The organism is Thalassospira alkalitolerans, assembly GCF_002115745.1.
Lineage (GTDB): Bacteria > Pseudomonadota > Alphaproteobacteria > Rhodospirillales > Thalassospiraceae > Thalassospira > Thalassospira alkalitolerans.
The window spans coordinates 47,210-58,696 of record NZ_JFKB01000022.1; the positions used below are offsets into that span (position 1 = coordinate 47,210).

Sequence of the window (11,487 nt, forward strand, 5' to 3'; positions counted from 1 at the left end):
TAAGTAGCGCGGATAACACAGAAATATGCAATTACAATTCACGAGACCCGAACGAAGAAAAAGGGGCGACCGACAAACGGGACAGGGTATGGGTGCGGGGTTGCCTGCCGGTCGCTAACCTGGATGGGAAGTCCATCCGGGCCTCGTAAAAAGCTTGAGCTTTGGTCAGATCAGACCGCGAAGGGTTTGCGCCATGCCCAGTCCGATAACGAACAGGAAAAATCCGGTGCTTCCAACCACGGCAACCGTGCTGCAAAGCTCGTTCAGGCGGGTCGGGTTTTCAAGCAACTTCATCATGGTGTTGTCCTCCTCAATCTGTCTGAACAAACCATACTGATCTTGTTTTGTTCTCGCAAGAACAAAATTAGAACAAAATCCATAAATTAAAATAAGTATTTGATTTTAAACGAATTTAATTTGTTCTTTTTGTTCTGTGCCATTTGTCGAAAATGAGAACATCCGGTGCATTTTTAGGGCGGAGATTGAATGAACCCCGCAGAAACCGGTGCTTTTGCGCGAGTCTTTATGAAAGAACACCGTGCGTCATATGGAAAGACCGGAACATAACCGCGAAACATACGGCAGGAAGGCAAGGCCGCAGACGGAATGGAGGGAACCAACAAATGTGTCTGGCATTCCATCATATGTCGGTATCTGTCACCTGACTTGCGCGTGCAGATGCGTATCGAAAGGACAAAACGTCATGAAAAATTGAAACCACGATGATCTATGTGGTGCTTTGATCAGGTCGAAGCCATAACAATGGCGGATAAGATCGCGGTGTTGCGTGCCGGTTCCGGTCAAACTGGCAACAACCGTTTGAGCGATACGATCATTCTTAAAATCAATTTGTTACGCGCTTTATCGGGAGCTGAAAATGATCTTTGTTGCCGCAGGTCTCGATGGGGTTTCGCAACAAACTGTTACGGTTAAACCAGATTTCAGTAAAGAGGCTACCGGCCTGTCGATGGCAGTGGTCTTGACGTCGGAGATCGTGTAACACTGGGCATCAGACTGGAACATTGCAGCCTTGCCGATTCAGGACACGGCATTGTTGTGCGGAACGGTCGACGTGGTTGAACATCCGGGCGAGGTGTCTCGTCTATATGCAGGCCGATGGGAGTGAACTGTTCGTTGTCCGTGTCACCGGAGATACGGCAATTGTAACAGGGTCGACCATCGGCATTCATGCCCGGAGGGAAGATTGCGGTTTGTTTGATTAGGACAGAGACGCCAGATGATGCTTTGATGTGGATAATCAACCGCGCAGAGTATCGCTGGTAACAAGATTGGCGGTGGCGGGGGAAACCCGACGCCTGCCGTCACGGTAAAATACCGTGGCCCGGTCGTTTGCCAGAGCTCTTTTGGGGCTTTGGGTCCCACCTGGACGACGGGGAGGAACGAGTGAGAGCAAAGCAGTTCGCTTGGAAGGCTTAGGGCAAGATGACACAAACGACGACGCAGCGCCAAAGGCTGAAGCATCGTATCGCTGATATCGTAATTTTCGGTGGGACCGGAGATTTGGCGTTACGCAAACTTTTCCCGGCACTTTACGAAATGGAACGTACCGGGCGTTTCGATGACGCCACCCGTATTTTCGGTGCATCGCGCAGCGAACATTCCGATGACGAATTCCGCACCAAGTTGCAGGAAGCCGGAAAGAAATACATCCCGAATGGTGAATTTGAGGCCAAGGTCTGGAAAAAATTCGCCGCCCGTATTGCCTATGTTCAGGTTTCCGCCGATGACGAAGCCGGGTTCAAGGTTTTGAATGACAAGCTTTCCGATCAACCCGATCGGGATCGCGTTTATTATTTCTCGACCAGTCCGTCGCTGTTTGCCGATATGGCGTTTAATCTGAAGAAAGCCGGTCTGGTAACGCCGAACTCACGGGTTGTTCTTGAAAAGCCGCTGGGCCACGATCTTGAAAGTTGCCGTGAAATTAACGGTCAGATCGGTGACGTCTTCAAAGAACATCAGATTTTCCGTATCGACCATTATCTTGGCAAGGAAACGGTGCAGAACCTTTTGATCCTGCGCTTTGCCAATGCCATGTTCGAACCGCTGTGGAACAGCGCGCATATCGATCACGTGCAGATAACTGTCGGCGAAGAAGTCGGCGCCGAAGGACGGTGGTCCTATTATGACGACGCGGGCGCAATGCGCGACATGGTGCAAAACCATATGTTGCAGCTTTTGTGCTTGGTCGCCATGGAACCCCCCTATGTTCTGGATCAGGACGCGGTGCGCGATGAAAAGGTCAAGGTGCTAAAGGCGCTGAAACCGATCAACGATTCTAATATTGATAGCGCAACCGTGCGTGGCCAATACCGCAAAGGCGCGGTCGGTGGCAAGGAAGTCCCGGGATATCTTGAAGAAGAAGGTGCCAATATCGATAGCACCACCGAGACTTTTGTTGCCATCCGGGCCGAGTTGAACAACTGGCGCTGGGCCGGGGTGCCGTTCTATTTGCGCACCGGCAAACGGTTGCCGAAACGTCATTCGGAAATCGTGATCCAGTTCCGCGATGTGCCGCATCAGATTTTCCCGCTGGCCAAATCCATGACCAATTATCAGGCCAACCGCCTTGTTTTGCGCTTGCAGCCTGACGATGGCATTCATCTGGTTTTGAACACCAAAAATCCGGGGCCGGGGCTGGTAAGGCTTCGTCCGACAGCTTTGAACCTGTCCTTTGCCGAGGCTTTTGGCGGGCGCAGCCCGGATGCCTATGAACGTCTTTTGCTTGACGCAATTGATGGCAATAACACGTTGTTCGTCCGTCGCGATGAACAGGATATTGCCTGGCAGTGGGTCGACGCCATTCAGGAAGCATGGCACAGCAACCATATCACGCCCAAGGGCTATACCTCGGGTACATGGGGGCCTTCGGCGGCTATTGCGCTGATCGAGCGTGACGGTCGAACCTGGAACGAAGAAGCCGGGTTCTGATGGCATCATGGCCGTCATGTTATGTGCATGGCGGCTTTGGATGGCGATGAACCGGTTCCCAATTTTCTGGACGAAGACATGACAAACGAACGCATTTTCCAAAGCGGCGATGACATGCTTGCGGCCATGGTCAAAGAAACCGTGGATCGCCTTGAATTCGCCATTGCAACCCGTGGGCACGCCAGCATCGCGGTGGCCGGGGGGCGTTTCCCCAAGCCACTGTTTGAAAAACTGTCGACGGTTAAACTTGATTGGTCAAAGGTCACCGTTACCCTTGGCGATGATCGCTGGGTCGGGCTTGATGATGACCAATCCAATGAAAAGCTGGTCCGCGATCATTTCCTGATCAACGAAGCCCAGCATGCGCGTTTGGTGTCGCTTAAAACCAATGACACCAATCCCGAAGACGCAATTGCAACGGTCACAAGCCGCCTTCGCACAGATGTGCATTGGCCGCTTGATATCGTTTATCTGGGCATGGGCGATGATGGTCATACCGCATCGCTGTTCCCGTCATCTGCGCCTGATGCCCTTGCAAAGGGTTTATATCCCGAACATGGCGAACTGGTTGCCGCTGCGCGCCCGACCGCATCCCCGGTCCCGCGCATCAGCCTGACTTTGCCCGCCATCCTTAATGCCCGGTATATTGGCATCCATATTACCGGACAATCCAAATGGTCGACCTTTGAAACCGCGAAAAACGGCACCAAGATCGAAGAAATGCCGGTTCGCGCAATTTTGCAGCAGACTGACATCCCCGTCGATCTGTGGTGGAGCGCCGAGAACCCGAAAGGCTGAACCCCATGAAACGTGAATTAGAACAGATTACCAAACGCATTGTCGAACGGTCCAAACCGACGCGCGAAGCCTATTTGGCGCGCATCGAAGCCGCCGCATCCAGTCGTCCGCACCGTTCCAGCCTGTCATGTGGCAATCTGGCCCATGCGTCTGCGGGGTGCAGCTCCGCGGATAAGGAGCGCATTAATGGTGACGAAGGTGCCAATCTGGGCATTGTGACGTCTTATAATGATATGCTGTCAGCGCATCAGCCGCTTGGCGTTTATCCCGACCGCATCAAAAAGGCCGTGTTCGAAGCCGGTGCAACCGCACAGGTCGCAGGCGGTGTTCCCGCCATGTGCGATGGCGTGACCCAAGGCCGTCCGGGCATGGAACTTTCGCTGTTTTCGCGTGATGTGATTGCCATGTCGACCGCTGTTTCGCTGTCGCACGATGTGTTTGACGCGGCCCTTTATCTTGGCGTGTGCGATAAAATTGTCCCGGGTTTGGTGATGGGCGCACTGGCCTATGGTCATATTCCGGCGGTATTTGTCCCGGCCGGGCCAATGCCATCGGGCTTGCCCAATGATGAAAAGGCCCGCATCCGTCAGCTTTACGCCCAAGGCAAAGTCGGCCGCAAGGAATTGCTCGAAGCCGAAACCGCCTCCTATCACAGTCCGGGGACCTGTACCTTCTATGGTACGGCAAACTCCAACCAGATGCTGATGGAAATCATGGGCTTGCATCTTCCCGGTGCGGCGTTTGTTAACCCGAACACCGATCTGCGTGATGCCCTGACCGAAGAAGCCGCCCGTCGGGCGCTTCAGATTACCAAACTTGGTAATGATTACCGCCCGGTTGGTAAAATTCTTGACGAAAAGGCGTTTGTGAACGGCATCATCGGGTTGCTGGCAACCGGTGGATCAACCAACCACACCCTGCATTTGCCCGCGATGGCGCGCGCCGCCGGGATCGAACTTCGCTGGGATGATTTTGATGAATTATCCCGTCTTGTTCCATTGCTGTGCCGCGTTTATCCGAATGGTCAGGCCGATGTGAACCATTTCCACGCCGCTGGCGGCATGGGGTTTGTGATCAGTGATCTTTTGAAAAATGGTCTGCTGCATCATGATGTTCAGTCGATCAGTACCGGTGGCATGGCGGCCTATGGCACCGAGCCGTATCTGGATGCGGGTAAACTGGCATGGCGTGATGCGCCGAAAGACAGCCACGACGAAGGCATTCTGCGCCCGACCGAAAAGGCATTCAGTGCCGATGGTGGGCTTCGCATGCTGGCAGGCAATCTTGGCCGCTCGGTGATCAAGGTTTCGGCGGTGAAACCCGAAAATCGTGTGATCGAAGCCCCCGCGGCGGTGTTTACATCCCAGGAAGAAATGATGCAGGCGTTCAAGGATGGCAAGCTGCATCGTGACGTGATTTGTGTGGTGCGCTTCCAGGGGCCAAAGGCCAATGGCATGCCGGAATTGCACAAACTGACCCCGCCGCTTGGCGTGTTGCAGGACCTTGGCTACAAGGTCGCCCTTGTCACCGATGGTCGTATGTCAGGTGCATCGGGCAAGGTTCCCGCCGCCATTCATGTCACCCCCGAAGCCATGATGAACGGCCCGATTGGCAAGGTAAAAGACGGCGATATTCTGCGTCTGGATGCCGAAAGCGGTGAATTGATCCTGAATGTGACCGAGGCCGAATTGGCCAAGCGCGACTTTGCGACATTCGATAACAAGGCCGAACATCAGACCGGTTTTGGCCGTGAATTGTTTGGCGTGTTCCGTGAACATGTTGGTCTGGCTGAATTGGGTGCCAGTGCCGTGCTTCCGGGGACGGTTGAGGTTGAGGTAGCGTAATGCGGCTGGTTGGCGACATTGGCGGCACCAACGCCCGCTTTGCCTGGATTGATGATAAGGGCGACCCGCAATCGCCGATGACATTGCCGGTACGCGAATACGCGACCATCGGCGATGCCATGCGCGATTTCATGACCCGGACGGATTGCCGCGATTTGCGTGAATTTGCGGTTGCTGTGGCCTGTCCGGCGATGGCCGATACCATCAAATTCACCAATAACCCGTGGGTGTTTTCCAAAGACGCGCTTAATGCCGAATTTGGTCTGGATCGTCTTGTGGTGGTTAATGATTTTACCGGTCTTGCGATGTCGGTGCCCTATTTGGGCGACGAAGACTTGATCACGCTGTTTGACGGGCCGGGGCGTCCGGGTTTGCCATTGGCGGTGATCGGGGCCGGGACCGGGCTTGGCGTTTCGGGGCTTTTGCCCCATGACGGTCATTGGATTCCGGTTCAGGGCGAAGGCGGTCATGTGACTTTGCCCGCGGTTGATGATCTTGATTATGAAATCGTCAAATTCCTGACGGCTGAACTTGGTCGTGTGTCGGCCGAACGCATTCTGTCGGGGATGGGAATTGAAAACCTGTATCGTGCACTTGCCGCGATTGACGGGGTTGATGTTACGCCGCTGACCGCGGCCGAGGTTGTCGACCGTGCCATGACACAAAATGATCCGCTTTGCCTTAAAGTGCTGGATCGGTTCTGTTTGTTTATGGGCGGGGTTGCCGGTGATCTTGTGCTGACGCTTGGTGCATTTGACGGTGTGTTTATCGGTGGCGGCATTGGGCCGCGCATTGCCGATTATATGAAACAAAGCGGCCTGAAAGATCGGATGATCGCCAAGGGCCGTTTCCATGATTTGATGAATGATGTGCCGGTACGCCTGATGACGGCGAAATACCCGGCCCTGATCGGTTGCGCCAAGATTTTATCGGCCTGACCGGGAAACTGGAGGATACATAATGAGCCTTTCGTCACACGAAATTCTATCCAAAGCCCCGGTGGTGCCGGTTCTGGTCATCGAAGACGTCAATGATGCCGTGCCGCTTGCCAAGGCCTTGGTGGCCGGTGGTTTGCGCGTGCTTGAAATCACCCTGCGCAGTGCCGCCGCCGAGGAAAGCATTAAACGTATCATCGCCGAAGTTCCCGATGCAATCACCGGTGCGGGCACCGTGATCAATGCCAAACAGATGGAACGTATGGCCGAAATCGGTTGTGCTTTTGCGGTTTCGCCGGGCCATACCGATGGTTTGCTTAAGGCCGCCAAAGATACCGGCGTGCCGTTGCTGCCCGGTGCGGGAACGCCGTCTGAAATCATGCATCTGATTGATCATGGCTATGACATTTTGAAATTCTTCCCGGCCGAACAACAGGGCGGCGTTTCGATGCTTAAAGCCCTCTCTGGCCCGCTGCCACAGGTGAAATTCTGCCCGACGGGTGGTGTGTCGCTGGCAAATCTGGGGGATTATCTCGCCCTGCCAAATATCATCACCGTTGGTGGGTCGTGGGTCTCGCCAAAAAGCGCGGTCAAGGCCGGTGACTGGGCAACGATCACGCGCTTGGCACAGGAAGCAACCGACAAGGTTGCCGAACTTCGCGGTTAAGTCCGAGAGGTTCTGCCCCTAAGTTCCAATCAAACAAAAAGGGCCCGATTGGGGCCCTTTTTGACGTCTGCTGTATGGCAGGCTTATTTTTGCGCAGTTTTCTGGCGAATGTCTGCAACCTCGGCCGCGGTGACCGGTGTTGCCTTGTTGGACCAGCCCTGTCGGACAAAGGTTGCCAATTCGGCAACTTCTTCATCGCTAAGACGATGACCAAAGTCTGGCATTGCCAAACGTGCAGGCCTTTTTTCGGTCGATGGCAAAACCGCCCCATTAAGGATGACATCAATCAGGCCAGCGGAAGTATCGGCGGTGACCAGGCTGTTGCCATCAATTTCCGGGAAGACGCCATCGGCCCCTTTGCCGTTCACAAAGTGGCAGGCATTGCAGTTATCAAGATACAAACGCGGCCCAAGTGGCATTGACGGATCAGCCGATGCCAAAAGTGTTGTCGTTGCGTTTGCGGCATTTGTCCCATCGCCGACATCTTTTTGGGCAACCGCATCGGTTTTTGGTTTCCCATTGATATGGCGCAGATAGGAAACGATGGCATGAAGGTCTTCATCTGTCGCATGTTGCAGGGATTCACCGACAACCTGTGTCATCTCGCCTGCAACGGCTGAATGGCTGTTGCGGCCAGTCGAAAGATAATCTGCAAGGTCTTTGGCCGTCCATTTTGCGGGGGCGGAATTTGCACCATGCAGGCTTGGCGCCGACCAGCCACCAATCACACCACCTGAAAGGTAAGTGCTGTCTTTTGCAGTGTTACCTTCCTGGGCAAAAATCGCATTTCGCGGGCTGTGACATGCCGCGCAGTGGCCCAGTGAGTCGACCAGATACGCACCGCGATCAAGAACGGCGTCATCATAAAGGCTCTTGTGCCCGGCATCGCCCAGCGCAAGCCAATCCCAAAGGCGAATGCCCCATCGTTGGTTGAACGGGAATGAAAGGTCGGTTTCCGGGGCCTTTTCCGCAACCGGGGTCACGTCATGCATGAAAAAATCATACAATGCACGAACATCTTCCTCGGATATTTTACGATAATTTTCATACGGCATCGCCGGGTAAAGATGCGTTCCGTCCGGTTCAACCCCGTCATAAAGGGCGGCCCGGAAATCATCGAGGCTGTAATTCCCGATCCCGTTTTCCGGGTCCGGGGTGATGTTGGTTGACCAGATGGTGCCAAACGGGCTTTCAATCGGACGACCACCGGCAAACGGCTTTCCATCCTTGGCGGTATGGCAGGCTTTGCAATCCGCCAGACGCATAACGTATTTACCATGGCCTTCGGGGGCCTGATAATCGGTTGATAGCAATGCCACGGGGGCTGTTTTTGATACTGGCACAAAGATGATCAATCCCAGGGCAACAACCCCAAGAACGGCCAGCGCAGCAACGATTTTGATAAATGTTTTCACAATGATATCCCCGCCTTAAACCAAAGGACGCGGATTGGGCAGGTAATCCTTGCGGATTGCCTCTGCGGCCCAATAAGCAAGTGCGCCAACGGCCCCGGTCGGGTTGTACTGAATGTTCTGCGGAAAGGCGCTTGCCCCCATCACAAACACATTGTGTACGTCCCATGTCTGAAGGAACTTGTTGATTGCCGAGCTTTTTGGATCGCTGCCCATGATTGCCCCGCCCACATTGTGGGTCGTCTGATAGGGGCGTACGTCATACATCGCCCCTTGGGATTTAAACGACGACTGCATGATGTCGGGGTTCATGCTTTGGGCAAGCGGTTCGATCTTTGACTTCATGAACTGGGTCATCCGAATATCATTTGGTTTCCAGTTAAAAGTCATGCGCATCATTGGGCGACCATGCTGATCCTTATAGGTCGGATCAAGGTCAAGATGGTTGGTGTGATAGGACATATTCGACCCGTGTGAACCGATCGACATGGAGTGGCCATACCATTCCTTGATCCCGCTTTTCCACTCAGCCCCCCATTTCGGCGTTCCCGCCGGAAGGCGCATCGACCGGATCGGCTGACCGTTAAAGGTGCCGGCACTGATATAGCTGCCACCAACGAAACCTTCGGCGGCAAAATCAATCTGGTTGATCGCAAAGTCATCAATCACATGGCCGTTGGATCCAGATCCGACGAACGGGTTAAAGTCGACATCCTTAAAGAATAACGACGTCCCGCCATTGGTTTGATAGGCATAGTTTTTACCGGTCACACCTTCACGGGTCGCCGGGTTATAGGGTTCTCCGATGCCAGATAGCAGCATCAGATGAACGTTATGCAACTGATAGGCCGCCATAATCACCAGATCGGCAGGTTGAAAGACTTCTTCGCCATTGGGATCGATATAGGTGACCCCCCGGGCGGTCTTGCCGTCGGCGGCAAGTTCGATCTTCATGACTTCCGAGTTGGTGCGGTATTCGAAATTCGGTTTGCGTTTCAGGGCATCCAGAATGCAGGTCTGCGGCGATGATTTGGAATAGTTCAGGCAGCCGAAACGTTCGCAGAAACCACATAAGTTACACGGGCCAAGCTGCATGCCATATGGGTTGGTATAGGATGTGGACGCAATGCCCGATGGGCGTTTATAGGGGTGATACCCCATTTTCCGGGCGGCATCGGCAAACATGTTGGAATCAACTGTTTGCGGCATGGGTGGCATTGGGTATTCCGACGAACGTTCGCCTTCGAATGGATTGCCGCCGTCGCGGATTTCGCCATTCAGATTGCCCGCCTGACCTGAAATACCGGCTACTTTTTCAAACTTGTTAAAATAGGGTTCAAGTTCTTTATAGCTGATGCCCCAGTCTTGAATGGCCATTTCGTCATCGATTAATCGCTTGCCGAAATTGTTTTCAACATAAGACCGCAGTTCAAATTCTTCGGGCATCGGGCGAAATGTATGACCGTTCCAGTGCATTCCAGCCCCGCCAACACCGTTGCCGGGCAGGAACGAGCCAAGATGGCGATAGGGCAGGGCGGTTTCGGATTCTGAGCGTCGCACGGTTACGGTTGAATTGCGCGGCTTTTGCATAAAGCCATATCGAACGCCGTATTTAAGTTCGTCGGCAACCTGCGGGTATTGAAAATCGGGGACCGTATTGCGGTCACTGCCCCGTTCAAGGGCCAGAACCTCCAGTCCCGTATTGCACAATTCCATGCCAAGGATCGACCCGGTCCAGCCCAGGCCAATAATGACGACGTCTTTTTTCTTTTCCTGTCTCGCCATGATTAACCCCTTTTGCCCGAAATGCTGACCGGTCCAAGCGGATAGGGCTTTTCAATGCCTGCCCATTCGCGGAAACTTGCCCGTGCGCCGGGGAACCCGATGTATTTCCAGGCTGTCATTTCAGCATTGCCGCCATACATGGGGTCGGCGAAATAGCCTTCTTTGGTGTTCTGCAGCAAAAGGTCAAACAGACTGGCACTTTTGGTCGATACAAGTTTGATGTCACCGCTTTCAAGCTGACCAAGGACTGTGTCCTGGGTTTTCGCGTCAAGCAGGGCAAAAACATTGCCGTGGGTGTCGGTACACCATTGGTTCAATTCTGCAATCCCGGCTCGATAAACCTCGGCAGGCGTCAGCGGGGATTGATAGCCAAGTTGGGCCGGTGCTGTGATGTCATGCGGGCCTTCCATATACCAATCGGCCGCATTGCCGAAACTGCCCGCCAGTTGGCGGTCGATAAAGACCGGAACGCGGGCTTCAATGGCACCGGGGCCTTTGCCGTCTGACGGAATAAGGCGGGCTGTTGCCGCAAGGATGAATTGCCATTCATCCGGGCTGAGGTATTCGGGCTTATATTCATTTAGGGGAACGGATTTGGATTGGGCGAATGCGGGGGGGGCATAGCTTGCCGAAAGCAACGTGCCTGCCGCTGTTGACGCCTGAAGAAAACTCCGGCGGCTCAGCTTGAAATCTGACGGTTTCATTGGTGGCTCTCTCTTTATTTGGGCTGACAAAAGTGGCGCCTGGCATGCGGGGGATGCTTGGTGGCGTCTGTCAAACCGATAGGTAGCTATCTAAATTTACAGTTCTAGAACATGGCAAATTTATGGCAGTTTGTGGGTTTTACGCTGTGAAACCCTTTGGCCATAAGGGGTTCCAAAAGTGTTTTTTATTATGAAAACCTTGTTCTAGGCAGGCTGGCCGATCACATTCGTCTGATGAATGCCGGTGCGATATTTTTTCTCTGGAATTTCCAAATTGCGTAGAAAAGGTTTCCAGTTTTGTCGGAAACTAACGTCACAGGATAATTTAACGAAAATTACATGTGAATATTTTCGAGTCTCGAAGCCTAGGCGGTGTTTACATTCAGGATTCCC

At 53.6% G+C, this 11,487-nt stretch carries 11 protein-coding genes; 6 read left to right on the top strand and 5 right to left on the bottom strand.

Going from position 1 to position 11,487, the window contains the following annotated elements; all coding sequences use genetic code 11:
- Nucleotides 1-165 precede the first annotated feature (165 nt).
- On the bottom strand, nt 166-297 hold the full coding sequence (locus TALK_RS22375) for a hypothetical protein (RefSeq protein WP_281251326.1): 132 nt from the start codon (nt 295-297) through the stop codon (nt 166-168).
- Nucleotides 298-877: 580 nt separating this feature from the next.
- On the opposite strand from TALK_RS22375, the gene TALK_RS22380 reads away from it, so the two are divergent.
- From TALK_RS22380 to TALK_RS19975, 6 genes are all read left to right on the top strand, one after another.
- Entirely contained in the window at nt 878-1,000 is a 123-nt protein-coding gene (locus TALK_RS22380) for a hypothetical protein (RefSeq protein WP_281251327.1), read from the top strand.
- A 443-nt stretch (nt 1,001-1,443) separates the two neighbouring features.
- The gene (gene zwf / locus TALK_RS19955; RefSeq protein WP_085620923.1) at nt 1,444-2,949 is read left to right on the top strand and encodes a glucose-6-phosphate dehydrogenase; all 1,506 of its coding nucleotides are present in this window, start codon (nt 1,444-1,446) and stop codon (nt 2,947-2,949) included.
- Between the two features lie 27 nt (nt 2,950-2,976).
- Nucleotides 2,977-3,747, top strand: coding sequence for a 6-phosphogluconolactonase (pgl, locus tag TALK_RS19960; protein ID WP_245830057.1), 771 nt, complete (start codon nt 2,977-2,979; stop codon nt 3,745-3,747).
- 5 nt (nt 3,748-3,752) lie between these two features.
- The gene (gene edd / locus TALK_RS19965) at nt 3,753-5,591 is read left to right on the top strand and encodes a phosphogluconate dehydratase (RefSeq protein ID WP_085620925.1); all 1,839 of its coding nucleotides are present in this window, start codon (nt 3,753-3,755) and stop codon (nt 5,589-5,591) included.
- Nucleotides 5,591-6,529, top strand: a complete 939-nt coding sequence (gene glk / locus TALK_RS19970) for a glucokinase (protein WP_085620926.1) — start codon at nt 5,591-5,593, stop codon at nt 6,527-6,529. Before edd ends, glk begins: the two co-directional genes overlap by 1 nt.
- Nucleotides 6,530-6,551: 22 nt before the next feature.
- A complete protein-coding gene (locus TALK_RS19975) occupies nt 6,552-7,193 on the top strand; it encodes a bifunctional 4-hydroxy-2-oxoglutarate aldolase/2-dehydro-3-deoxy-phosphogluconate aldolase (RefSeq protein WP_085620927.1) in 642 nt (213 codons plus the stop codon).
- 83 nt (nt 7,194-7,276) lie between these two features.
- Here TALK_RS19975 and TALK_RS19980 read toward each other — a convergent pair whose 3' ends face one another.
- The 4 genes from TALK_RS19980 to TALK_RS22225 form a co-directional block, all read right to left on the bottom strand.
- Nucleotides 7,277-8,608, bottom strand: coding sequence for a c-type cytochrome (locus TALK_RS19980; protein ID WP_085620928.1), 1,332 nt, complete (start codon nt 8,606-8,608; stop codon nt 7,277-7,279).
- Between the two features lie 15 nt (nt 8,609-8,623).
- A complete protein-coding gene (locus TALK_RS19985) occupies nt 8,624-10,390 on the bottom strand; it encodes a GMC family oxidoreductase (RefSeq protein ID WP_085620929.1) in 1,767 nt (588 codons plus the stop codon).
- A gap of 2 nt (nt 10,391-10,392) precedes the next feature.
- Nucleotides 10,393-11,094: a gluconate 2-dehydrogenase subunit 3 family protein gene (locus TALK_RS19990; RefSeq protein WP_085620930.1), complete on the bottom strand. Its 702-nt coding sequence runs from the start codon at nt 11,092-11,094 to the stop codon at nt 10,393-10,395.
- Nucleotides 11,095-11,298: 204 nt separating this feature from the next.
- The coding region (locus TALK_RS22225) for a hypothetical protein (RefSeq protein WP_211274856.1) at nt 11,299-11,487 on the bottom strand (189 nt) is incomplete at its 5' end.